Source organism: Xanthomonas arboricola pv. guizotiae (assembly GCF_002940205.1).
Lineage (GTDB): Bacteria > Pseudomonadota > Gammaproteobacteria > Xanthomonadales > Xanthomonadaceae > Xanthomonas > Xanthomonas arboricola_C.
Genome location: NZ_MDSK01000005.1, coordinates 19,153 through 42,601, shown reverse-complemented (window position 1 = coordinate 42,601; position 23,449 = coordinate 19,153). Strand labels below are relative to the sequence as shown.

Below are 23,449 nucleotides of genomic sequence, written 5' to 3'. Positions count from 1 at the left end.
CGCGACGGGGCGTTCCCGGTAACGCCCCATCGCGCCCGGGTGCGCTCCTACGTGGTTGATGTAGTGGTCGAGTTACGGAGGCGCGAGCTGCAGGCGCACCCAGACGCCGTAGTGATCCGAGGCCCAGCGCCCTTCGGCATACGGCGTGTCGAACAGGATGCGCGCTTCGCGGGCCAGCAGGCGGTTCTGCTGAAAGAACACGTGGTCGATGCGCGCAGGTTTATCGAAGACGTGCAGGTTCAAGGTACTGACCGTGGCGCCGCTGTTGCGATGCACGCTGCCGTAGCTGTCGCCGTAGCCCTTGCGTAGCGCTTCCAGATCCAGGGCGTCGGCGGCGGTGTTGAAATCGCCGGCGATTACGACCGGTGCCTGCTCGCTGTTGGAGGCAATGAAATCCAGCAGGTCGGCGACCTGACGCGTGCGTGTGGCCGTACCGCGTGCATCGGCACGTTCGTTGAGATGGGTGACGTAGACGTTGACCGGCTGGCCATCGACGTCCAGCTGCAGGTGCGCGGCGACACGGTAATCGTCCAGGGGCTGCAACAGGCGCTGGTGCGTGGCCAGTACCTTGCGACGGCTCAACAGCGCATTGCCGTAGCGTTTGGGCGCACCGACCGGATCGGCCGAGGCGAAGGTGTAGTCGTAATCCAGCTTGCGTGCCAGCCAGGCGGCCTGGTTCTTCACGCTGCCGCGGCGCTCGATCACTTCCTGCAGCGCGATCACGTCCGGCGCCAGTTGCTTGAGCTGTCTGGCAATATAGGCGCGACGCGCCGGCCAGTCTTCGCGGTCGTGATGCAGGTTGAGTGTGACCAGGGTCATCTCGCGCTGCGCCGCGCCCGGCGGCTGCACTGGCCGGGATGCGTGGCCTGACTGATCGGCCTGGTTGAGCTGTGCGGGTTGCGCGACCTGCACGGCGTGGCTGGCCTGCGTGGCGTGTGCAGCGACAGTGCACAGCAGCAGCGCCACCCACGCGACCGGCCACCCGGCACCGGGCCGCGCCGGCGCTGCCCGGGTCGGTCGAGCGGCGTCACTCATTGCGTGGCGCGCTCGGCCCGCCGCACCGCGCTGGGCACATCGATTTGCACGTTGGCCGGCAGCTGCTGGATGCGCAATTCGCCGTTCTGCCACTCCACCGATTCGCCGTTGACCGTGGCCTTGCCCGGCGCGCCTTGATACGGCCACGGCAGCACCACCCCGCCCGGCGGCAGGATCAGCCCGGGCTGCAGTTGCAGCACCAATTGCTTGTCGGTGCGTTGCAAGGTGTAGCTGAGCCGCCCGTACGGCGTGCGCAGTTCGGCAATGCCAATCCCCTTGCCTTCGAACCAGCGTGTCGGCGTACCGCCGGCGATGACCAGGCTGGCATCGGATTCGCGGCCGTAGGCGAACATGTCCAGCACCGAGCGCACGAAATCCGAAGCGACCCAGGCATGCGGCAGATCGCCGACGAAGAACGGCGTGCGCGGCGTACGCGAGACCACTTCGGCCCACTGATTCCACGGCTGCGGTGCGCGGTCCTTGAAGAAGAACGCGGTGGCGTCCCAGGCACGGTCGCGCCAGCCCAGGCGCACGAATGCGGCCACGTTGCGCCATTCGTAGGGCGTGTAGTCCTTCCACTCGCGCTTGCCGTCGCGGCGGTCGGTGAACTCTTTCCAGTAGCGCTCGAAGGTGTTGGTCAGCAGGTCCTGCGGCAGACGTTGCTGCTCGCCGCCCGGGGTCAACGCAATGGTGGTCGAGGTCGCATCGAAGTCGCCCAGTTCCGCGGAACCCGGCAGGAAATCCAGGTTGTGCTGACGCACGGCCGCACCCAGCGAGGCGATCAGGTCGCCACTGAACTCATCGCGTGCGGTGCTGAAACGGGCGACCTCGTCGGGCTTGTCCAGCGCACCGGCCAGCATCACCGCGTCCTTGTAGCCGCGCAGCGCCCAGAAATTGTCCCAGTACGAATGCACCGGCTTGGCCGAATAGCCTTCGTGGCTGATCGACACCGGCATCATTCCGTAGAAGGCCGGGTTACGCATGAAGTTCTCTTCGGTGCGTTCGCTGAGGCGCAGCTTGTCCATGTAGTCGTAGGCGCCGGCGACGTGCGGCCACATCTTTTCCACGAATGGCTTGTCGCCGGTATAGCGGTAGTAGTCGGCGATGTTGTAGATCAGCTCACCATGGCTGTCGTTCTCCGGCACCGGATCGCTGCCGCGGTCGTCCACACAGCACGGCACCATGCCGTCGGCGAACTGATATGGCGCGAACCAGTCTACATAGTCGCGGACCACATCTTCGCGGCCGAGCCGCAGCAGGCCTTCGGAAATCATCGCGCCGTCGCGGATCCAGCTGCGCGAATACGAGCGCGTGCCCGGCTGCAGGCGCGGGCCGATACGCGAAATCAGCATGTGCGCCAGCGCCGTGCGCAAGGTGTCGACCACCGGCTTGCCTTCGGCCGGCACGCTGATGCGCACCCGATCGAGCTTGCTGCGCCATTGCTGGGCGACCTGCTGCTGCGCCGTGTCGGCATCGAAGCCGGCCGGCAGCTGCGCGGCGCCGGTCTGCGGAATCACCAGCGCCACTTCACGCCGTTGACCGGGCTCCAGCTTCCAGCGATACAGCAGCACACCCGAGGCCAAGCCGGTGTCGTCCTTGACCTGGGTGACTGTTGGCGGCGTGGCGGCGGTGAGATGGCTGACGTCCATGCCGCTGTCGAAGGCGCTGGCAAAGCTGGCATCCGGGCGCTGCGCAGCGAACACGCGCGGCTTGCCGTTGACGCTGACCTGGCCGCCGTCCACGGCCAGTTGTTCGATCCGGCTGACGCCGCCCAGGGTATTGAGGAACTGCGCCGGCGGGTTGACCTGGAATGGCCGCACCGCCAGCGCCAGGGTGAAGTCGCGCGCCTCCTTGCCGGTGTTGTGCAGCTGATAGCGTGCGACCAGTTGCGCCTGATCCGGGGCGCCCTGCACGAATGCGGTCACGCGCAGGTTCATCAGGTCGTGATGCCAGTCGACACTGGGAATCGGCAGGTAGTCGTCCTGCAGGCTCTGCTCGCTGCTGACATCGGACCAGTGCAGCAGCTTGCCGCCGGTGACCACGAACGGTTCGATACTGAAACCGCCCTTGCCCACTTCCACCGCGCCGTCCTCGCCGATCAGGCCCTGCTCGGTGCCGCCATCCAGACCCAGGATGGTCCAGTACGGCTGCTCGCCGGAGAAACCGCGCGGATAGCTGCCGCGCGGCATCTGCGCGGCCAATGACTTGATGAAGTCGTTCGGGGTCGCCGCAAACGCCAGCGGCTGCAGTTGCACTTCCTTGATGCCGTAGCGCCAGTTGGGGCCGTCCTTGAGATCGAAGCGCAGGTAACGCGCCTCGGTATCCGGCAGCGCCAGCCAATCGGTGCCGCCGGCACCGGCCGTGACGGTGCGCAGGTCGCGCCAGCCGCGCCCGTCGCTGGACGCGCGTACCACGTATTGCGAGGCCTGCAGGCCGGGGACCCACTGCACCACCGCGCCGCCGAATTCGCGCACCTTGCCCAGGTCCAGCGTGACGGTCTGTTGCTTGACCGCGCCGCTGAGCCAGAAGGTCTCCGGCTTGCCGTCGGCCAGGCGTTGTTCCAGTGCCGGCGCGGTATCGGTGATCGCCTCGGCCTTCAACGGCGAGGTGTCTTCCGGCGGCAGCGGCGTGAGCGTCAGGCGGTCGAAGCACACCGTGCCCTTGCCGCCGACCTTGTTGTAGATGGTGAATTCCACATCCGCGCTGCTGCGCAGCTGCTTGTCCTGGCCCGGACCCCAGGCTTTTTCGATGTTGCGCTTGCGGTAGCTGAAGGTGGTCCAGTTCTTCGGAAACGCAAAGCCGGGGCGGTTGACCCACCACACGTTATCGCCGCTGGCATCGATCAGCTTGATCTGCAGATCGTTGGACGGCGAGTCGCCGCGCAGCGCGAAGCCAAGCCGGTAATTGTCCGGGTACTCGATGGGCAGGTTGCGACGGATGCCGACATAGCCGGACACGCCGTTGAAGTTGTAATCCAGACACAGCGCATGGCCGCCGGAGGTGGTGGCCACCGGGCGCAGCGAACCGCTGACCTGATTGGACACCACCAGGCGCCAGGCGCCGATGTCGTTGAAGCCGTCGAGCACGCGCTCCTGCGCCGGTGCCGCGCCCGCGGCGGCAATGGCGGTCATGGCAAACAGTCGCAGGAACACTGGATTCACCCCTTCACACTCCCCAGCAGAAGACCCTGGATGTAGTAACGCTGCAGCGCCAGGAACAATAGCAGCACCGGAATCACCGTCACCACTGCACCGGCCATCATCAATTCCACATCCATGATGTGCTCGCGCGACAGCGCCGCCAGCGCCACCGGCAAGGTGTATTGCTCCTGGTCGGTCAGTACGATCAGCGGCCACATGAAGTCGTTCCATGAGCCCATGAAGGTGAAGATGGTCAAGGTGACCAGCACCGGCTTGAGCATCGGCAACACGATCTGGAAAAAGATGCGCATCTCGCTGGCACCATCAATGCGCGCGGCTTCGATCAATTCATCCGGAATGCTGCGCGCGTATTGACGCACCAGAAAAATGCCGAACACCGTGGCCAACGCCGGCACCACCACCCCACCGATGTTGTTGACCAGATGCAACTGCTTCATCAGCAGGAACAGCGGCAGCATCGCCACCTGCGCCGGGATCACCAGCGCGGCCATCAGGATCTTGAAGATGCGCTCGCGGCCGACGAACTGCAGCTTGGCGAACGCATAGCCGGCCATGGTGTTGATCAGCAACGAACCGAGCGTGATCAGCCCGGACACCAGCAAGCTGTTGGCGAAGTTGCGCGCCATGCCGGTGCGCGCGAACAACTCGTGGTAATTGGCGGTGGTGAATGCCGACGGCAGCATCGGTGGCGGGAAGCGGCTGGCCTCGCCGGTGGGCATGAACGACACCGACAGCATCCACAGCAGCGGCGCCAGGCTGACCAGCGCCAGCAGCAGCAGGCCGCCGTTGATCAGCACGCCATTCCAGCGCGATTGGCCGACATCACGACTCATATCAAATCCCTCTTGCGGCCGAAGCGCAGCATCACGGTGGTCACCGCCAGGATGATCAGGAACAACAGGAACGCCACTGCCGACGCGCGGCCCAGGTTCCACCACTTGAACCCTTCCTCGAACATGAAGTACAGCACGCTGACGGTGCTTTGCAGTGGGTCGCCGCGGGTCATCACGTAGGGCTCGGCAAACAGCTGGAAATAGCCGGAGATGGTGATCACCCCGACCACCATCAGCACCGGGCCGAGCATCGGCAGGGTGATATGCAGGAACTGCTTCCAGCGCGAGGCGCCATCGATGCGCGCGGCCTCGTACAAATCCTGCGGGATCGCCTGCAGCCCGGCCAGGAAGATCACCATGTTGTAGCCGAAGTTCTTCCACACCGCGAACAGCATGATGGTCGGCATCGCCCAGCGCGGGTCGCCCAGCCAGTCGATCGGGGCGATGCCCAGATGGCCCAGACCGAAGTTCACCAGGCCGTACTTGATGTGGAACAGATAGCGCCAGATCACCGCCACCGCCACCAGCGTGGTCACCACCGGGGCGAACAAGGCGGTACGGAACAAGGCCTTGAAGCGCGAGGCCTTGGCATTGAGCAGCAATGCCGCGCCCAGCGACACGCCGATCGACATCGGCACGCCCAGCAGCACGAAATACGTGGTGTTCCACAACGACTTCCAGAACAGCGGCGTCTGCAGCAGGTCGATGTAGTTGCCCAGGCCGACGAAGCGCAGATGGCCGCTGTCGGCCAGCGCGTACAGATCGAAGTCGGTGACGCTGAGCACCAGCGCGGCGAACACCGGCACGCCGAAGAACATGCCCAGCACCAGGATCGACGGCGCGGCGAACACCCAGCCGGCGACGGAATTACGCTGCATCATCGTGCCGCCCCCTCGCCCGCTGCCGGTGCTGGCGCTGCGGCGGGTGTCGCCGCAGGCGTCGCCGATGCACCGGCCGGACCGACATGCCCGCCCTCCTGTTCGAAGATCCAGCGGCGCTTGGCCAGGATCTCGTCCACGCGTTTATCCAGTTCCTGCACGGCGGCCTCATGTGATTGGCCGCCACGCACCACGCGCTCGGTCACCAGGCGCATTTCCTGCACGATGCGCTCCCACTCCAGCACCTTGGGCGTGGCCTTGACCCGCTCCAGCTGGTCGCCGAAGGCATGCGCCAGTTCGTCGTTGGCCAGCGAAGGCAACGCCCAGGTACTGCGGCGCGGCGGCAGGTCGCCGATGATGGCGTGGAAGCGCGCCTGCACCTGCGGCTGCGACAGGTATTCGATCAGCTTCCAGCTGGCGTCCTTGTGCTCCGACGATTTGAAGATCACCAGGCTGGAACCGCCGGCAATCCCGGCGCCCAGGCCGTTGGGTCCCGGCAGCGGCGCGGTGCCCCACTTGCCTTGCATGCCCGGCGGCTGGCGCAGCTTGAACTCGCGCACGTTCCACGGGCCGGACAGATAGAACGCGTAATAGCCGTTGAAGAACTCGTACCAGACGTTGGAGACCTGGGTCTCGGAGACCTTCGGCGCCCAGCCTTTCTGATACATGGTGTCGTAGAAGCCCAGCGCCTTGCGGAAGCCGGTGCCGCGAAAGTTGCCGTAGTTGTCGTGGTCGCGCAGCAGGCGGTCGTCCTGCTGCAGCGCGAACGACAGCTGCTGCTCGAACTCGTTGAGCGGCATCAGGATGGCGTAGCGGTCCGGGCCGACCTTGCGCTTGATCGCCGCCATCACCTGTTCCATCTCGGCCCAGGTCTTGGGCATCTCGTTATAGCCGGCCTCGCGCAGCAGATCCTTGCGATAGAACAGCAGCCGGGTGTCCACATACCACGGCACGCCATACAGGGTGCCGTCGACCAGATTGGTGTCCCACACGCCGGGGAAATAATCCTGCGGGTCGACGATCCTGGAACGCGCCACATACGGCTGCATCGGTTCCAGCGTGTCCAGCAGGGCGAACTCCGGCAGCCAGGTGTTGCCGAGCTGGCACACGTCCGGCAAGCCATCGGCGGCAAAGGCGGTCAGCAGTTTTTCGTGCGCCGCCGTCATCGGGATGTTCTGCACATCCACGTGGATATCGGGGTTCTGCTTCTCGAAGTCGGTCACCAGTTCGGCGACCACCTCGGCCTCCTTGCCCATGGCCCAGAAGCGCACGGTGGTCTTGGCCGGATCGGCGCGTTCGCATCCCGCCGCACCTGCACACAGGGCGGCGGCCAATATCAACAGTTTCAAAAGTCGCACGGATTACTCGGGTTTTTGGCGTTGCGAGGGGTCTTGCTGGGCCTGGGCGGCGGCGGCACGCGACTCGGCCATGCCCAGCGCGCGGGCGGCGGCCTTCTGCTCGTCCTTCTGCGGCGCCGGCTGCGGCTCGCCTTCGGGGGTGAGCCAGCCGCCGGTGAAGCCGGCACGTTCCAGACCGGCCCGGATGTAGGGGTTCTTCTTCATCACGGTCCAGACGAATTCGTTCTGGTAGTTGGCGATCATCGCCAGGATCGGGCCCTGGTCGATGGCGATGTAGTCGCTGGCCACCCAGCCACGGTCCGGCACCATGCGCCCGGTCTTGAGCGGGATGTCGTAGTTGAAACTGGGATTGAACGAGTCCAGAAAGCCGTAGCTGGAGTACAGGAAGTCGCCATAGCGCTTGTGCATTTCCTCGGTGGCAGGGATCACCACTTCCGGGGCGAACACGATCGAGGAAATCGCCGCCGACGGCACGATGGTGCCGTCGTCGAAGTTCTCGCGCAGGCCGGCGCCGCGCGAGGAGTAGTGGCGGAACTGGCGCTGCTCGCCACGGTATTCCTGGCTGGTGTTCTGCGGGCCGTCGCCGGCGGTCAGGCCCCAGACGTTCTCGCCGTAGTCCTTCCACTTCATCGGGTTGTCGATGGCGTAGTCGCGCTGGGCCAGCGTGGCGCGGCGGCTGTTGAGGAAGTAATCGATACCGCGTTCGCGCATGTACTGGTCCTGGATGTCGCGGAAATCGATCCAGACATGGCTGTACTGGTGACCGAACAGCGGGCCGAAGGACAGGTATTCCTGGCCCTGGTAGACGCCCCAGTCGTTGTTGTAGGTGCGGGTCCAGCTGGTCCAGGCATCCACGTCCACGCCGTGGGTCGGCGAGCCGAGCGCGAGGATGTACAGCATCATCGCCTCGTTGTAGCCCATCCAGTCGTGATCGATGAAGCCGCTCTCGGGGAACCAGCCCATCGAGATCAGCGGCGCGCGCTGCTGCAGCCAGCGCCAGTCCACGCGCTTGTACAGCGCATCGGCGATCTGCCGGATCTCCTTCTCGCGCGGGTCGTCGCCGTCGTAATACGACTGGGTGAACAGCACGCCCATCATCAGCAGCGCGGTATCCACGCTCGACAGCTCGACCCAGCTGTCGTAACGGTTGCCCTGCTGCATGTCCAGAAAGTGGTAGTAGAAGCCCTTGTACCCGGCCCTACCGGTCCGCTGCGGCCCCATTGGCGCATCGCGGAAGAATTTGAGTGTGGTCAAGGTGCGGTCGATCGCCTGATTGCGACTGACCCAGCCGTTCTCGATGCCGATCGGGTACGCGGTCAGCGCGAATCCCACCGAGGCGATGCTGGCGAACGGGCGCGACGGAAAGCGGTCCGGCGACAGCCCATTGAGTTCGTTGGTGGTATCCCAGAAAAACTGGAAGGTGCGGCGCTCGATGTCCGAGAACAGCGGCGGCAGCGTGGGTTTGACCGGCTTGGGTGGTAGCTGCGCCTCCACCAGGATGACTTTCACCGGTGCCTTCTTTTCGGCCACCTTGGGTTCCTCGGCCTGCTTGCAGGACGCCAGCACCAGCGCACCCAGCAAGAGTGGAATCGTCAACCAATACGAAGTCCTGCCCCTGTTCATCCGCCCCCCACTTGTGTAATCGATTACATCTCGCACGCCAACCTACCCTATCCAAGCGCCGAGTTCGACCGCCCTGACATCGCTGCCAGGGCGGCCGGGCACCTCACCAGTTCAGGCCGAAGGCCAGCCGGAAGGTACGCATCGGCGACGCCAGCACACCGGTCGGGGTGCCGTAAGCCGTGTTCAAGTCTCCGAGTGTCCCGGTCTCGCCGTTAAAGTTGGCGTAGTTCACCCAATTGAACACGTTGAGGATATCCGCACGCACGTTGAATTTGACACCTGCGCCGGTATCCCATTCTTTATTGGCGGCGATGCTGAACTCCTTGTAGCCCAGCGTGCCGTCCGGCTTGAACTGCACGATGTAGCACTGGTCGTTGCCGGCCAGGCAGTTCTGCCCGTAGCGCGCGGTCTGGCTGGCCAGCGACAGCTTGCTGGACAGCTTGATCGCGTACGGCAGCTCGTAGATGCCGGTGACCACCAGGCGATTCTTCGGAATGCCACCGGCCTCGCGCCAGCCGTAGTCCTCGATGCGTTCGCGATCCAGGGCGTAATGCTCGCCGAACTGGCGATTCTCCTTGGCGTCGGAATAGGTGTAGGCCACCGTCAGGCCCCAGCCGGACTCCTCGTCGAACGGCTTTTCGACCTGCAACGCGAGCTGGTTGTTGCGGGTTTCCACGCCGTTGGTGCCCAGCACGATGGCGCTGTAGCCATCCGGGCCATCGGTCGGCGAGCCGGAAGTGGTGCCCGGCTGGAAGAACGTGCCGTCCGGCAGGCGGTTGCCGCGCACGAAGGCGAAGCCGTCATGGCTTTCGATGCGGCTCAGGGTCACGTCGGTGAACCAGTCCTGGCCCCACAGCGGCACCATGTTGCGCATGCCGATGCTGAATTGGTCCGAGTACGGGGTCTTGATGTTGTTGTCGATCAGGTAGACCTCGCGACCGCCGCCGCCACTGCTGCTGGCTGTCAGCGTGTTCAGGCCCTGCTGGGTGTTATAGGCCGGATTCCATGCGGTGCACGGGTCGCCCAGGCAGGCCGGGTTGTTGGCGCTGGTGAAGTAGTAACTATAGGAGTTGAACGAGTTGTTGAGCTGCTCGAGCGCCAGGTAGTCGAAGATGTTGCGGTCGTAGGCACGGCCGGCACCGCCATAGATCACGTGGGCCTGATCGCCGAACAGGTCGTAGGAGGCGCCCAGCCGCGGTTGCCAGGCATTCTTGAACGCCTTGCGGTTGTTGCCGGTGCTGATGAAATTGTTGATGTCGTAGTTGGCGTTACGCAGGTTGGTCCAGTTCTGCAAGGCGCCGGCGACGTCGGACGGGGTCACGAAGTCCAGGAACGCCGGGGTTTCTTCGTAGTCGTAGCGCACGCCCAGGTTCAGGGTCCAGTGCTCGTTGACCTCCCAGTCGTCCTGCAGGTAGATGCCGTACTGCTTGTTCTCGGACACCACCGAGCCGCCACCTTCGACCAGCGGCGCACCGAAGCGCACCCGGTACGGCGTTTCGACGTCGCTGAGGATGTTGTAGTAGTACTGCGGGTTGGCCGGATTGAACTGGGTGGAATCCAGATCGATGCTCTTGAACTTCACGCCCATCTTGACGGTGTGCGCGCCGTGCCATTCCAGGCTGTTCAAGGTCAGGTCGTCCTGGAAGGTCCAGCCCTTCTGACCCTTGCGCTGGAAGCTGCTGCCGGCGCCTGCGGCAAGCACGTCGGTCTCGTTGCCGCGGTTGGGGGTGTAGCTGAGGATGTAGCCGTTGCCGTTGTTGATCGGCGCCTGGTTCCAGAACGCGCTCTCGTAGCTGAGGTTGGCTTCGTTGAGGAAGTTGGCGCCGCTGTACTGCCAACGCAGGTTGGCGCGCTTTTCCTCCTGGCCGTTGATGCTGCCGTGCTCGAGCGTCGAGGTGCCGCCGACGTCGTTGAGCTCGTCTTCCTTGCGGTACTTGCCGCTCAGCTCGAACAGGCTGTTGTCGCCGATGGTCCAGTCGATCTTGGCGAAGTACAGGTCTTCCTTGAACGGCGTGCTGTAGGTGGCGACCAGCGGCTGCAACTGCGCGGGCAGCTGATCGACGCGGTCCGAATAGATCGAACCGGGAATCACCACGTTCGGCGTGGTGTATTCCTTGGCCTCATAGGCGACGAAGAAATGCGCCTTGTCCTTGAGGATCGGGCCGCTGAAGGTGGCGCCGTACTGGGTTTCCTCGAAGTCGTCGCGCACGCCGGCGCGCCTTTCCAGCGGGCTTTCTTCGCGCCAGCCGTCGTTGCTGGTATCCCAGAAGAAGCTGCCGTGGAAATCGTTGGTACCGGACTTGGACGAGGCCACGATGGCCGCGCCGCTGACCTGGTCGAACTCGGCCTTGTAGTTGGAGGTGATGACCTTGTACTCGCCGATCGCCGACTGCGGGAACGGGTTGCCGCGGCTGGAATCCTGGCCGCTGACGCCGCCGGTCAGCACGTAGTTCTTCTGGCTCACGCCGTCGATGTAGACATTGGTGCCTTCAGCCGAGGTGGCACCCGAGCGGACCTTGGTGGTGCCGTTGGCCTCGCGGGTGAACTGCACGTTCGGCACGGTGTCGGCCAGTTCCAGGAAGTTGCGCGTGGCACGCGGCAGGTTCTGGATCTGCACGTTGGAGATATAGGTGGCGTTCTCGGAGGTACGGGTTTCCACCAGTACCGGCGGCGCCTTGACCTGCACCGCATCCAGCGTGGTGGCGTTACCACCGTCAGCCGTGGCGGGTTCGCCGCCGACGCCCAGGTTCAGGGTCGCGGTCTGGCCGACCTGCACGGTGACGTTCTGCGAGGTGGTCTGGCCGTTGGCGGTGACGTCCAGGCGATACGAACCCGGCGGCAGGCCGCCGAGCGAGTAGCCGCCGTTGCTGACCTGCACGGTGCGGGTCAGGCCGGTGGCGAGGTTGGTCGCGGTGACCTGGGCCTGGCTGGCAGGTGCCGAGTCGACGGTGACCTGGCCGCGGATGGTCGCAGCAGCACTCTGCGCAAAAGCCGGTGCGGCGCCAAGCAGCAGGCAACTGGCCAGGGCGCAGCTGAGCAGCTTGCGCGCCGGACTGGCGGAATGGGGGTAGTGGTGGCGCATTGGTCCCTCCAGGGATCGGTACAGATTGTTGTTGTGGCGTTGCGACTTGCAGGAACGACCGCTGCGGGGGGCAGCGGGAGCGGACAGAACGTCCGCGAAAAGGGTCAGCGGGCAGGAAACCTCAGAGGCCGGGCTCGCCGGCGCCGCAGGAGGCGCGGATCACCAGCTCGGGCGTGAGCAGTTGGCGGATGCCGTCATCGCGGCCGGGCTGGTCCACCAGCCGCATCAACCGGGACATCGCCTGCTCGCCCAGGCGCGCGATGCTGACCCGCATCGTGGTCAGCGCCGGGTGGACGAAACGGGCCAGCGGAATATCGTCGAAGCCGGCCAGTGCCACGTCCCCGGGCACCGAGATATCGGCCTGGGCAAACGCGTACAGGCAGCCCAGCGCGGTCATGTCGTTGGCGGCGAATACCGCGTCGGGCAGCGCGCCGTCGGCCAGCATCGCCTGGCCGGCGCGGTGGCCGGAGGCCTCGTCGAAGTCGCCGGGGAATTCGATGGTCTGCGCGGTATCGCCGTAGGCGGCGATGGCATCGCGGAAGCCGCGCAGGCGTTCGCGCGCATCGAAATTGAGCGCCGGCCCGCCGATGAACGCGATGCGCCGATGTCCGGCCGACAACAGATGTTCGGTCATCGCCATCGCGCCGGCATGGTCGTCGATGCTCAGCACCGGATAGGCATCGCCGGGGACGTGCGCATTGATCAGCACCGTGGGCAGCGCCTGCGGCAGGTTGTCGGTGAGGAACCCGGGCTGCTCGGCATACGGCGACAGCACCAGCAGACCATCCACGCGCCCGCGCATGGACTGCAATGCCCTGCCCTGCGCCTCCGGGTCGCCGTGGTAACTGGACACCAGCAGATGCTGGCCGGCGGCGCGCGCCGCGCCATCGATCCCGCGGATCAGCTCGGAAAAGAATTCGCCATACAGATCGGGCAGCACCACGCCCAGGGTCTGGGTACGTCGGCTGCTGAGGCTGCGGGCTGCCGCATGCGGGCTGTAGCGCAGCCGCGCGGCCACGTCCTGCACCAGCTGGCGCACCGGCCCGGCGACGTTTTCATGCCCGTTGAGCGCACGCGACACCGTTGCGACGGAGACCTGCGCTTCCCTGGCGACATCTTTGATGGTGACCGCACCCTTGGCCATTCGTGTCGCCCTCCGCGACCGGCTTCCCAAAACTGGCGCGGACTGTAAGCGTTTTCATACAGGGGCGTAAACCCCTGTCTTCACGTCCGTGAAAACGCTTACAGATCAAGCATCTGCAGGTGATGAATACGTGAAGCGATGTGTTGCGTCGCAACAAATGTCGCCCACGTGTCAGGGAATGCTCGCCCCCGTAGGAGCGCACCCGGGCGCGACAGGCCTCACCGATAACCCCGTCGCGCCCGGGTGCGCTCCTACGACGGCGGCTTGATCACCTGGTTACCCCGCCTCGCCGGGCGCGATCGCCTCGATCGACAGCGCGTGGATATCGGTCTGCATCATCTCGCCCACCGCGGCATAGACCGCGCGGTGACGCGCCAGCGGCGGCTTGCCGGCGAAGGCGGCGCTGACCACGCGCACATTGAAATGCCCACGCCCGTCGCGCGCGCCGGCATGCCCGGCGTGGCGATGGCTGTCGTCCACCACTTCCAGCTCGGTCGGCGCCAGCGCCGACTGCAGCGCGGCGCGGATCCGCTCGACCCGGCTCACGGCAACACCCGGCGGAACGGGCGTACCTCGGTGCGCACGTAGACGCCCGCCGCGACATACGGATCGGCATCGGCCCAGGCGCGGGCGTCGTCCAGCGCGTCGAATTCGGCGATGACCACGCTGCCGCTGAAACCGGCCGGGCCCGGATCCTCGACGTCGATCGCCGGGCATGGGCCGGCCACCAGCAGGCGCCCTGCCGCCGCCAGCGCCTGCAAACGCGCCAGATGCGCCGGTCGCGCCTGCTGCCGGGCCGCCAGTGCGTCGGCCCGGTCATACCCTTCGATTACGTACCACATAGGCCACCTCGCCCAAGACGTGAAGAACAGCCCCGGGATTCTAGCCGCCTCGGCGCTGGACACCGCCCCCGCGCACGCATTACCCTTGCCACCACTGCACACGCAATCGGACGCAGCGGCCCGTCGGCCCAGGCCCCACGCCTCCTCGACGACCGATTCGCTGCCCACCGCCGACCCGCGTAGACGACCTCCTCGCTGTTCCGTCGCCGCATGCCACGCGGCGCACGTTGTATGTGGATTTGTAGGATCGTGCCGGCACGGGCACGACATTGATCGCAATAACTCAAGGCAAAGCCCTGCAGGCGCGGCTCAGACCGCGGCCGGCGACCGTAAGACCCGATGTCGACCTGATGAATTCCGAACTCGCGCACGACGCGACTCCGCCAGCCACGAGCGCGCCGCCACAGCAGCAGGAAATGCCGCTGGCGGTGGTGCATGGGCAACCGGTGCTGCAGATCCCGCAGGATCTGTATATCCCGCCGGACGCGCTGGAAGTCATCCTGGATGCCTTCGAAGGTCCGCTGGACCTGCTGCTGTATCTGATCCGCCGGCAGAATCTGGATATCCTGGATATTCCCGTCGCCGAGATCACCCGGCAGTACGTGGATTACATCAACGTGATGCAGGAGCTGCGCTTCGAACTGGCGGCCGAATATCTGGTGATGGCCGCGATCCTGGCCGAGATCAAGTCGCGCATGCTGTTGCCGCGCCCGCCCAGCGAGGAAGGCGAAGAACACGATCCGCGCGCCGAGCTGGTCCGCCGGCTGCAGGAATACGAACGCTTCAAGCAGGCCGCCGAGGATCTGGACACCCTGCCGCGCATGGGCCGCGACAGCGCACCGGTGCAGGCGCATCTGCCCGAGCGCGCCGCGGTCAAGCTGCCGCCGCCGGTGGAACTGAAAGAAATGCTGATGGCGCTGTACGACGTGCTCAAGCGCGCCGAGCTGTTCACCGGCCATGCGATCAAGCGCGAGGCGCTGAGTGTGCGCCAGCGCATGGGCGATGTACTGAGCCGCCTGGACGATGGCAGGTTCTATCGCTTCGAATCGCTGTTCACGGCCGAAGAAGGCAAGCTCGGCGTGCTGGTCACCTTCCTGGCGCTGCTCGAACTGGCCAAGGAGCAATTGCTGGACATCGTGCAGGAGGCGCCGTTGGCGCCGATCTACGTGAAGTCGCTGGCCTTGGGCAATACCAATGCGCCGCTGCAATTCTCCAGCGAATTCGACGACAGCGATGCCGCCAACGAACCTCTCTGAAGCCGATCACCGAATGGATCAAGCGTTGATCACCCGCATTATCGAAGCCGCCCTGCTGGCGAGCAGCCAGCCGCTGACGCTGGCGCAGCTGCAGGGCGTGTTCCCCGAAGAACAACCGGCGCCGCCCGGCAGCGTCGAGCGTGCGCTGGAACTGCTGCGCGACGGCTGCGCCGAGCGCGGCGTGGAGCTGGTCGAGGTGGCCTCGGGCTTCCGCTTCCAGGTCAAGGCGGACGTGCATGGCTGGGTCGCCCGGCTGTGGACCGAGCGCCGCACCAAGTACACCCGCGCCACGCTGGAAACCCTGGCGCTGATCGCCTACCGCCAGCCGATCACCCGCGGCGAGATCGAGCAGGTGCGCGGCGTGGCGGTGAGCAGCAACATCATCCAGGCGCTGGAGGAACGCGAGTGGATCCGCGTGGTGGGCCACCGCGACGTGCCCGGCAAGCCGGCCCTGTTCGGCACCACCAAGGGCTTCCTGGATTACTTCGGGCTCAAGCGATTGGACGAGCTGCCGCCATTGTCTGAGTTGAAGGACATCGCCGAGCTGGAACCGCAGCTGCCGCTGGACCGCGACGGGCAACTGGATGGTGCAGTGCCGGCCTCGGCAGCGATGGATGCGGCCCAGGACCAGGCCGATGCTGATACCGATACGGCTGACGCTGAAGGTGGGGATGCGGATGTAGCAGCGGACGAGGCAGGTGCTGACGATGCGGATACAGGCGCAGATGCAGAAGCCAACGCCGGCGAGAGCGTCAAGAGCGACAGCGGCGCCAGTGACTCGCCAGAGGGTTCGGAAGCGCACGGCGCCAACGCCCCAGCGAGCCCGGACAATACTGCCGAAGCAGCGAGCGATCACCAGATCAACGCCGAGCGCGATGCTGCAAGCGACATCGGCACCGATGCCGGCCAGCGCACGCAGGAAGCCGTCAGCGATGCCGGCTTGGACCAGCAAGACCACGCTCTCGACGATGCAATCGACACGGAAGCCACCGACGCAGTGAGCGCGCAGACACCGCAGCACCCCGAGCCTGGCTCGGCGCACGACCAGCACACGCAACACCCAGATGACGCCCGTGAGGGCGACCCCGACACCGCGCCGGGAACGCGCGCGGATGCAGTGAACGAAGACGAAGACAACGCCGTCGCGACGACGACCGTGGCTGTTGACGAAGCCGATTCCGACCCAGAGGCCGACCCACAACGCGTCGGCCGGAGCCAGACACATGAGTGACACCCCCCGCAAGCTGTCGTTGAACAAGCTTTCCCTCAAGCGCGACAGCGCGCCCGAAGCGCCCAAGCTGGAAGAGCGCCTGCACAAGGTGCTGGCCCAGGCCGGCCTGGGGTCGCGCCGCGCGCTGGAACAGCGCATTGCCGATGGCCTGATCAAGGTCAATGGCGCCGTCGCGCAGACCGGCATGTCGGTGCGCAGCGGCGACAAGATCGAACTGGACGGCCGCAGCTTCGTCGCCAGCGCGCTGACCGAACCCTCCCGCGTGCTGATCTACAACAAGCCCGAAGGCGAAGTGACCACGCGCGAAGATCCCGAAGGCCGCCCGACCGTGTTCGAGTCGCTGCCGGCATTGAAGGGCTCGCGCTGGATCGCGATCGGCCGCCTGGACATCAACACCACCGGCCTGTTGCTGCTGACCACCGACGGTGAGCTGGCCAACGCGATGATGCACCCCTCCTACGAGGTCGAGCGCGAATACGTGGTGCGCGTGCGCGCCCCGGAAGGCGAGGAAAAGGTCTCCGACGCCATCATCGAGCGCCTGTCGCGCGGCGTGCTGCTGGAAGACGGCGGCGCCAAGTTCGACGAGATCGAACGCATCGGCGGCACCGACTCACACGACTGGTTCCGCGTGGTGGTCAAGGAAGGCCGCAACCGCGAAGTGCGTCGCCTGTGGGAGTCGCAGGGCTGCCAGGTCAGTCGCCTCAAGCGCAGCCGCTACGGCAAGATCTCGTTGCCGCGCGAACTGCTGCGCGGGCACTCGGTGGAAGTGGCGCAGGACAAGGTCGACGCCCTGCGCGCCGAACTCAAGCTGGAAGAAGGCGCGCCGTCGGCGCTGACCCTGCAGCCGGTGATCGGCCAGCGCCGCGCCGCCAAGTCCACCGTGCACGTCTCGCGCGATGGCCGCAGCAATGCCTACGTCAACGGCCAGACCTCCGGCGCCGACGAAGGCCGCGAACTGCGCCGCTTCGACAACCTGCGCGAAGATCGCGGCGGCCGTGGCCGTGGCAAGCCGGGCGGTTTCCGCGGTGGCCTCACCGTCAGCGGCGAAGCGGCGGCCAAGCAGTCGCAGCAGCGCCCGTTCAAGCAACGCGCCCCCGCCAAGGGCGACCGCGGCCTGCCGGACGGCAACCCCGCCGCGTTCCGCAGCTGGTATGTGCCCGATGGCGTGAGCACCGGGCCGAGCGGTCACCGCAATGCCGGCCCCGGCGGCCCCGGCACCGGCCAGGCACGCCCGTACGCGAAGAAGGGTCCGGGCGGTGCACGCCCAGGTGGCGGCGCGGGCAATGCACGTCCCGGCGCAGGCGGCGCGGGACGTGGCGGCGCCGGTGGCGGACAGGGCCAGTCGCAGGGCCAAGGCCAGGGTCAGCGCAAGCACCCGTATGGTCATCCGGGCAATGCGCCGAGCTTTCCGTCCGATCACGCCAACCCGGGTTTCAGCCCGTATGGCGCGGCACGTCCGGCGGCCGGTCGCCCGACCGGCGCACGCGCGGGCGGCCCCGGCGGCAACCGTGGTCCGGGCGGCAATCGCGGCCCCGGTGGTCCGGGCGGCGCGCCGCGTGGACCGGGTGGTCGCCCGCCGGGCGGCGGCAATCGTCGCCCGCCAGGCGGCGGTAATCGCGGTCGCTAAGCTGCGACGCGCGCAATAAAAAAACGGCCCTGCAAAGGGCCGTTTTTTGTTGTTGCCTCCGTGGCTATGCAGCCTTGCAGCTGCTTGCCGTAGCAGCGACACCGAGGTCGCAACGCGTCAGCGCGGGAGCGCACTGTGCTGGCGCTGCGCGTGCCGGCAGGCGTCGACCATTCGCGACGCCTGCGCTGCACCGCGCAGCGTCTTACTTGCGAGGCTTGATGACGAAGTTGCCCACCGCTACGCCCAGATCGACGCCCTCGCCGGTGCCGGCCAGGGCCAGCGAAATGTCGCCCTTGGTGACCACCTGTGCCGTGCTGGACTTGACCACGCCGGCATGCGCTTCGGCCGCCGCGTAGGTGCCGAACAGATCATTGAGGCTGTAGGCGCCGGAGAAGCTGCCGCGGCCGCCGACGATCTTGGACTTGCCGACGGTCAGGCCGCCGCCCTTGCTGGAGATCTTGACCGGGATCACCGTGCCGTTGTCACACTTGATGGTGCCGGTGCCGCTGGCGGTCTTGTAGAACAACGACCAGCCCGACAGGTTGAACGACAGCTGGCAGTCGATGTTGCCGGCGGCCTGCGCCTGCGGTGCAAGCGTTGCGGCGCCCAGCAGCGCGAAGAGGGAAAGGGACTTGATCATGCGGGCATTCCGGTTGGTGAACGTGGCGCCGAGCCTAGCAGCGCCGATGTGGCAGCCGCGACAACATGCCGGCACCGCGCATGCGACCGTTCAGCGAATCATTATTTCGCCAGCCGGTGGCCTGCGCAGCCACAGTCTGCGATGGCGGCATGGGATGATTGCGGCATGCCACGCACCGCCTACAGCCTGCTCTTCGCCGCCCTGCTGCTGCCCACCCCCGCCCACTGCGGCGAGACCATCCCGACCCAGGGCTATACCGTCGTGCGCACCTATCCGCACGACACCGCCGCCTTTACCGAAGGCCTGTTCTATCTGGACGGGTACCTGTACGAGAGCACCGGCGAACTGGGCCGGTCCAGCGTGCGCAAGGTCGAGCTTGCGACCGGCCGCGTCCTGCAGCAGGCCACGACACCGGCGCCGTTTTTCGGCGAAGGCATCGTGGCCTGGCAGGACCGCCTGATCCAGCTGACCTGGCGCAACCAGCGCGGATTCGTCTACGACCTGGCCACGCTGACGCCGCGCACGCAGTTCCATTATTCCGGCGAGGGCTGGGCGCTGACCCGTGACGACAGCAGCCTGTACATGAGCGATGGCACTGCCAATATTCGACGGCTGGATCCGCAGACGCTGCAGCAGGTCGGCAGCATCAAGGTCACTGCCGGCGGCAGGGCGCTGGACAATCTCAACGAGCTGGAATGGGTCAACGGCGCGCTGTTGGCGAACGTCTGGTTGACCACCCGCATCGCACGCATCGACCCGGCCAGCGGCAAGGTGATCGCCTGGATCGACTTGAAGGCGCTGGTGCCGGACGCCGACACGCTGAGCGACCCCGGCAACGATGTGCTCAACGGGATCGCCTACGACGCCGAGCACGATCGCCTGTTCGTCACCGGCAAGCGGTGGCCGAAGATCTACGAGATCAGGTTGGGGGAGTAGCGGGGATTGTGGATTCGCAACGGCGGGCAAGCGGATAGCTGAGCCTTGCCTGCTTTGCACCAATCCCTAATCCCGAATCACAAAGCCATCGGCATCCAGCATCGCCGGGAAGCGTGCGCGGTGTTCGGCCAGTGCGGCAGCGCTGAGGGTGGTGGTGACCACCTGTGGCTGCTCGCGGATCTCCACCTGCGGCTGGCCGAGGAAATCGATCACGGCGCTGTCGCCGGCGTAGTGCAGCTGATTGCCGTCGACGCCGACGCGGTTGACCGCTGCCACAAAGCACAGGTTTTCGATCGCGCGGGCGCGCAGCAGCGTCTTCCATGCATAGGCGCGCGCGGACGGCCAGTTGGCGACGAACAGTTGCAGATCGAAATCCAGCTGGCCCGGCCGCTCGACATCGAAGCGATTGCGGCAGAACACCGGAAAGCGCAGGTCGTAGCAGACCTGCGGATTGATCCGCCAGCCCTTCCACTCCACCGTCAGGCGATCGCGCCCGGCCGCGTAGCGCAGGTGCTCGTTGCCGAAGCGGAACAGATGGCGCTTGTCGTAATACTGCAGCGCCCCGTCCGGCGTGGCCCACAGCAGCCGGTTGAACACGCCTTCGGGCGTGCGCAATTGCACGCTACCGGTGACGGCAGCATCCAGCCGCGCCGCCTGCGCACGCACCCAGGCCACGGTCGGCCCGTCCATGTCCTCGGCCTTGTCGATGGCGTCGTTGGAGAACCCGCTGGTGAAGGTCTCCGGCAGGATCACCAGATCGGTCTGCCCGGCCAACGGCTCCAGCAACGCACCGTAATAGTCGCGATTGCCGGCCGGGTCATGCCAGCGGGTGTCGCCTTGGATCAGGGAGATGCGCAGGTCGTGCATTGAAGGCTCGGGAATGGGGAATGGGGAATGGGTAGAGCGGGTGTGGTGGTGTCTGTGCGCTATGTGGGTGACAAAGTCGGAGGGCAGGAAGAACATCAGCGACGCGCTCACGATTGCCTGTCCCGGGCCGGCAGAAATCGAGAAGGAGTCCAGTAACGCTCTTACGATTCCCCAATCCCGACTCCCGATTCCCAGCTCTTCAGAGCTGCTGCAACCGCGCGATCGCCGCATCCAGGGTCGCATCGTTCTTGGCGAAGCACAGCCGCGCCAGGCGTTGCCCTTGCGGCGCGGTCTCGTAGAACGGCGACAGCGGAATCGCGGCCACGCCCTTTTCCACCGTCAGCCACTTCACGAACTCGGTGTCGGGCAGGTCGCTGATCGCCGAATAGTCGACCAGCTGGAAATAGCCGCCGGGCACCGGCAACGGCTGCAGGCGCGTGGTCAGCAACTGTTCGCGGAAACGGTCGCGCTTGGCCTGGTAGAACGCGCCGAGCTGCTCGTCGTGTTCGGGTTCGTCGCGGATCATCGCGGCGAACGCGTGCTGGGCCGGGCCGAAGCTGGTGAAGGTGTTGTACTGGTGCACCTTGCGGAACTCGGCGCTCAGTGCCGGCGGCGCGATGGCGTAGCCGATCTTCCAGCCGGTGCAGTGATAGGTCTTGCCGAAGCTGGAAATCACGAACGCGCGCTCGCGCAGTTCCGGCCAGCGCAACACCGATTCGTGGCGGCGGCCGTCGAACACGATGTGTTCGTACACCTCGTCCGAGAGCAGGAAGATGTCGCTGCCGCGCAGCAGCTCGGTCAGGCGCTGCATGTCATCGGCAGACAGCATCGCGCCGGACGGATTGTGCGGCGAGTTGATCATCAGCAGGCGCGTCTTCGGCGTGATCGCCGCGCGCAGCGCCGGCCAATCGATGGCGAAGGTCTGCGGGTCCAGCGCCACGTGCACGGCGCGCGCGCCGGCCAGGTCGATCGCCGGCTCGTAGCAGTCGTAGGCCGGGTCCAGCACGATGACCTCCTCGCCTGCGCGCACCACCGCGTGGATGGCGTTGAAGATCGCCTCGGTGGCACCGCTGGTGACGGTGATCTCGCTGTCGGCATCGACCTGCGCGCCGTAGCAGCGCTGCACCTTGCCGGCGATGGCATGGCGCAAGGCCGCAACGCCGGTCATCGGCGGGTACTGGTTGTGGCCGGCCGCCATGGCCTTGGTCAGTTGATCGACCAGCCGCTGCGGCACCGCGAAATCGGGAAAACCCTGGCCCAGATTCACCGCGCCGTGTTCGGCCGCCAGCTGCGACATGACGGTGAAGATGGTGGTGCCCACCTTGGGCAGCTTGGTCGTGAGGGGCATCGGGCCTGTCCGGGCAACAAACGGGGGGACCGCGAGTGTACGCAAAGCCGCCAGGCGGTTGCGCCCGGGCGATGCAAAACAGCGTTCCCGGACACATCACCCTACCGAACGCGCCCCCGGCAGCGCGCCATCGTCGCTACAATGCGCGCCCTGCCTCGCCCACCCCATGCCGTCCTGCGACGGGAGCCCGCTGCGCCGATGATCGAACCGCTGCACACTGCGCCACCGCTGCTGGCGGCGCGCGCGCTGGCCTTCAGCCGCAACGAGGAGCCGGTGTTCGGCCCGCTGGATTTCCATGTCGATGCCGGCGAGGCGCTGCTGGTGCAAGGCGACAACGGCGCCGGCAAGACCACGCTGCTGCGGGTGCTGGCCGGGCTGCTGCATGTGGAGCGCGGGCAGATCGAGATCGACGGCAAGACCGCGCGGCGCGGCGACCGCAGCCGCTTCATGGCCTATCTGGGCCATTTGCCGGGGCTGAAGGCCGATCTCAGCACGCTGGAGAACCTGCACTTTCTGTGCGGCCTGCATGGCCGCCGCGCCAAACAGATGCCCGGCAGTGCGCTGGCCATCGTCGGCCTGGCCGGCTACGAGGATGCGCTGGTGCGGCAGCTGTCGGCCGGCCAGCGCAAGCGCCTGGCGCTGGCGCGGCTGTGGTTGTCGCCGGCCCCGCTGTGGCTGCTGGACGAGCCCTACGCCAACCTGGACCTGGACGGCATCACCCTGGTCAACCGGATGATCTCCGCGCACCTGCGCGGCGGTGGCGCGGCGCTGGTCACCACCCACGGCGCCTATGCGGCGCCGCCGGTGCGTACGCGCATGCTCACGCTGGAGGCGGCGGCATGAGCCTGCATTCGCCACAACCCTCGCTGTGGCAGGCCGCGCGCGCGCTGCTCAGCCGCGACCTGCAGCTGCTGTGGCGCCGTCGCAGCGATGCCTTGCAGCCGGCGCTGTTCGCGCTGCTGATCGTGGTGTTGTTCGCGCTGGGGCTGGGCGGTCGCCCGGACCTGCTGGCGCAGGCCGCACCGGCGGTGCTGTGGCTGTCGGTGCTGCTGGCCGGCCTGCTGTCGCTGGATGCGTTGTTCCGCAGCGATGTGGAAGACGGCTCGATGGAGCAATGGCTGCTGGCGCCGGTGCCGTTGGCGTGGCTGATCGCGGTGCGCGTGCTGCTGCATTGGGCCACCAGCGCGCTGCCGTTGATCGCGGTGACGCCGCTGCTGGGCGAATTGCTGCACCTGCCACATGACCAACTACCGGTGCTGCTGGCATCGTTGGCGCTGGGCACACCGCTTCTGAGTCTGCTTGGTGCCGTGGTCGCGGCGCTGACGGTGACGATGAAACGCTCTGGTATTCTCGTGGCGTTGCTGGCGTTGCCGTTGTACGTGCCGGTGCTGGTGTTCGGTGCCGGCAGTGTCGCGGCCAGCGGACAAGGACAGGATGCGGTGGGTGCGTTGTTGTTGCTGGGCGCCGGATTGGTGATCGGCGTGGTGCTGGCACCGCTGGCTGCGGCTGCCGCGATCCGGATTTCCTTGAGTTGAGCCCTGCGGTCGATGCGCTGTCGACAAGACGCTCCACTCATTGCGTTGTTGCT

19 protein-coding genes are annotated in these 23,449 nt (G+C 66.3%); 6 read left to right on the top strand and 13 right to left on the bottom strand.

Annotation, left to right across the window (positions count from 1 at the left end; all coding sequences use genetic code 11):
- Nucleotides 1-72: 72 nt before the first annotated feature.
- The 10 genes from XarbCFBP7408_RS04405 to XarbCFBP7408_RS04360 form a co-directional block, all read right to left on the bottom strand.
- Nucleotides 73-954 (bottom strand): endonuclease/exonuclease/phosphatase family protein, encoded by an 882-nt coding sequence (locus XarbCFBP7408_RS04405; protein WP_429001403.1) that lies wholly within the window; start codon nucleotides 952-954, stop codon nucleotides 73-75.
- A gap of 77 nt (nucleotides 955-1,031) precedes the next feature.
- Nucleotides 1,032-4,166: a discoidin domain-containing protein gene (locus tag XarbCFBP7408_RS04400; protein WP_181106714.1), complete on the bottom strand. Its 3,135-nt coding sequence runs from the start codon at nucleotides 4,164-4,166 to the stop codon at nucleotides 1,032-1,034.
- Between the two features lie 26 nt (nucleotides 4,167-4,192).
- On the bottom strand, nucleotides 4,193-5,029 hold the full coding sequence (locus XarbCFBP7408_RS04395) for a carbohydrate ABC transporter permease (RefSeq protein WP_104561724.1): 837 nt from the start codon (nucleotides 5,027-5,029) through the stop codon (nucleotides 4,193-4,195).
- On the bottom strand, nucleotides 5,026-5,910 hold the full coding sequence (locus XarbCFBP7408_RS04390) for a carbohydrate ABC transporter permease (protein ID WP_104561722.1): 885 nt from the start codon (nucleotides 5,908-5,910) through the stop codon (nucleotides 5,026-5,028). The genes XarbCFBP7408_RS04395 and XarbCFBP7408_RS04390 overlap by 4 nt, the downstream gene beginning before the upstream one ends.
- On the bottom strand, nucleotides 5,907-7,265 hold the full coding sequence (locus tag XarbCFBP7408_RS04385; protein ID WP_104561720.1) for a sugar ABC transporter substrate-binding protein: 1,359 nt from the start codon (nucleotides 7,263-7,265) through the stop codon (nucleotides 5,907-5,909). Before XarbCFBP7408_RS04385 ends, XarbCFBP7408_RS04390 begins: the two co-directional genes overlap by 4 nt.
- Before the next feature lie 3 nt (nucleotides 7,266-7,268).
- Complete coding sequence (locus tag XarbCFBP7408_RS04380; protein ID WP_104561718.1) at nucleotides 7,269-8,888, bottom strand: glucoamylase family protein; 1,620 nt, start codon at nucleotides 8,886-8,888, stop codon at nucleotides 7,269-7,271.
- A gap of 103 nt (nucleotides 8,889-8,991) precedes the next feature.
- Nucleotides 8,992-11,970 carry a TonB-dependent receptor gene (locus XarbCFBP7408_RS04375; protein ID WP_104561716.1) on the bottom strand — a complete coding sequence of 993 codons (2,979 nt, stop codon included), beginning with the start codon at nucleotides 11,968-11,970 and terminating at the stop codon, nucleotides 8,992-8,994.
- 121 nt (nucleotides 11,971-12,091) lie between these two features.
- Complete coding sequence (locus tag XarbCFBP7408_RS04370) at nucleotides 12,092-13,114, bottom strand: LacI family DNA-binding transcriptional regulator (RefSeq protein ID WP_104561714.1); 1,023 nt, start codon at nucleotides 13,112-13,114, stop codon at nucleotides 12,092-12,094.
- A 276-nt stretch (nucleotides 13,115-13,390) separates the two neighbouring features.
- Entirely contained in the window at nucleotides 13,391-13,660 is a 270-nt protein-coding gene (locus XarbCFBP7408_RS04365; protein WP_104561712.1) for a BolA family protein, read from the bottom strand.
- Nucleotides 13,657-13,956: a YciI family protein gene (locus tag XarbCFBP7408_RS04360; RefSeq protein WP_104561710.1), complete on the bottom strand. Its 300-nt coding sequence runs from the start codon at nucleotides 13,954-13,956 to the stop codon at nucleotides 13,657-13,659. Before XarbCFBP7408_RS04360 ends, XarbCFBP7408_RS04365 begins: the two co-directional genes overlap by 4 nt.
- 350 nt (nucleotides 13,957-14,306) lie before the next feature.
- Between XarbCFBP7408_RS04360 and XarbCFBP7408_RS04355 the strand changes: the two genes are divergently transcribed.
- The 3 genes from XarbCFBP7408_RS04355 to XarbCFBP7408_RS04345 are packed head-to-tail and all read left to right on the top strand — an operon-like array spanning nucleotide 14,307 to nucleotide 18,070.
- Entirely contained in the window at nucleotides 14,307-15,212 is a 906-nt protein-coding gene (locus XarbCFBP7408_RS04355; RefSeq protein ID WP_104561708.1) for a segregation and condensation protein A, read from the top strand.
- Nucleotides 15,213-15,225: 13 nt separating this feature from the next.
- Nucleotides 15,226-16,443: an SMC-Scp complex subunit ScpB gene (gene scpB, locus XarbCFBP7408_RS04350; RefSeq protein WP_181106703.1), complete on the top strand. Its 1,218-nt coding sequence runs from the start codon at nucleotides 15,226-15,228 to the stop codon at nucleotides 16,441-16,443.
- On the top strand, nucleotides 16,436-18,070 hold the full coding sequence (locus XarbCFBP7408_RS04345) for a pseudouridine synthase (protein WP_104561704.1): 1,635 nt from the start codon (nucleotides 16,436-16,438) through the stop codon (nucleotides 18,068-18,070). The genes scpB and XarbCFBP7408_RS04345 overlap by 8 nt, the downstream gene beginning before the upstream one ends.
- 202 nt (nucleotides 18,071-18,272) lie before the next feature.
- Here XarbCFBP7408_RS04345 and XarbCFBP7408_RS04340 read toward each other — a convergent pair whose 3' ends face one another.
- Nucleotides 18,273-18,710 carry a hypothetical protein gene (locus XarbCFBP7408_RS04340; protein ID WP_104561702.1) on the bottom strand — a complete coding sequence of 146 codons (438 nt, stop codon included), beginning with the start codon at nucleotides 18,708-18,710 and terminating at the stop codon, nucleotides 18,273-18,275.
- Between the two features lie 165 nt (nucleotides 18,711-18,875).
- Between XarbCFBP7408_RS04340 and XarbCFBP7408_RS04335 the strand changes: the two genes are divergently transcribed.
- Complete coding sequence (locus tag XarbCFBP7408_RS04335) at nucleotides 18,876-19,646, top strand: glutaminyl-peptide cyclotransferase (protein ID WP_104561901.1); 771 nt, start codon at nucleotides 18,876-18,878, stop codon at nucleotides 19,644-19,646.
- A gap of 66 nt (nucleotides 19,647-19,712) precedes the next feature.
- On the opposite strand, the gene XarbCFBP7408_RS04330 is transcribed toward XarbCFBP7408_RS04335, so the two are convergent.
- Together XarbCFBP7408_RS04330 and XarbCFBP7408_RS04325 are read right to left on the bottom strand one after the other, a co-directional pair.
- Nucleotides 19,713-20,513, bottom strand: coding sequence for an amidohydrolase (locus XarbCFBP7408_RS04330; RefSeq protein WP_104561700.1), 801 nt, complete (start codon nucleotides 20,511-20,513; stop codon nucleotides 19,713-19,715).
- A gap of 199 nt (nucleotides 20,514-20,712) precedes the next feature.
- A complete protein-coding gene (locus XarbCFBP7408_RS04325) occupies nucleotides 20,713-21,861 on the bottom strand; it encodes a pyridoxal phosphate-dependent aminotransferase (RefSeq protein ID WP_104561698.1) in 1,149 nt (382 codons plus the stop codon).
- Between the two features lie 198 nt (nucleotides 21,862-22,059).
- Between XarbCFBP7408_RS04325 and ccmA the strand changes: the two genes are divergently transcribed.
- Both ccmA and ccmB read left to right on the top strand, forming a co-directional pair.
- Nucleotides 22,060-22,704: a heme ABC exporter ATP-binding protein CcmA gene (gene ccmA, locus XarbCFBP7408_RS04320; protein WP_039527017.1), complete on the top strand. Its 645-nt coding sequence runs from the start codon at nucleotides 22,060-22,062 to the stop codon at nucleotides 22,702-22,704.
- Nucleotides 22,701-23,396, top strand: a complete 696-nt coding sequence (gene ccmB, locus XarbCFBP7408_RS04315) for a heme exporter protein CcmB (RefSeq protein ID WP_006452115.1) — start codon at nucleotides 22,701-22,703, stop codon at nucleotides 23,394-23,396. The genes ccmA and ccmB overlap by 4 nt, the downstream gene beginning before the upstream one ends.
- Nucleotides 23,397-23,449 lie beyond the last annotated feature (53 nt).